Origin of the sequence: Pelomicrobium sp. G1 (assembly GCF_051905455.1) — a bacterium.
Classification (GTDB): domain Bacteria; phylum Pseudomonadota; class Gammaproteobacteria; order Burkholderiales; family UBA6910; genus Pelomicrobium.
In genome coordinates this window covers 1-236 of sequence record NZ_JBQACR010000601.1, presented here as the reverse complement: position 1 = coordinate 236, position 236 = coordinate 1, and the positions used below count along the sequence as shown (strand labels likewise).

Below are 236 nucleotides of genomic sequence, written 5' to 3'. Positions count from 1 at the left end.
AAGGTATTGCCGGCGCTTCTTCCCGTGGTGCTCTTGAACTGCGCCTCGGGCATCGCGGTGGGCATGGCCACCGAGATCCCCAGCCACAACCGGAACGAGGTGGCGCGCGCGGCGATTGCCCTGATCCGCGATCCCGGGCTCGGCGTGGAAGAGCTCATGCAGTGCGTCCCGGGCCCCGACTTCCCGGGAGGCGCCCAGATCATCACCCCGCCCGAGGAGCTCAAGCAGGCCTACGA

The 236-nt window shown here is 68.6% G+C and carries 1 protein-coding gene; it reads left to right on the top strand.

Features of this window, described 5'->3' with window-relative positions:
* Positions 1–236, top strand: a 236-nt coding sequence (locus ACTFO6_RS19795) for a DNA gyrase subunit A (protein ID WP_439935997.1), incomplete at both ends; no start/stop codon positions are given.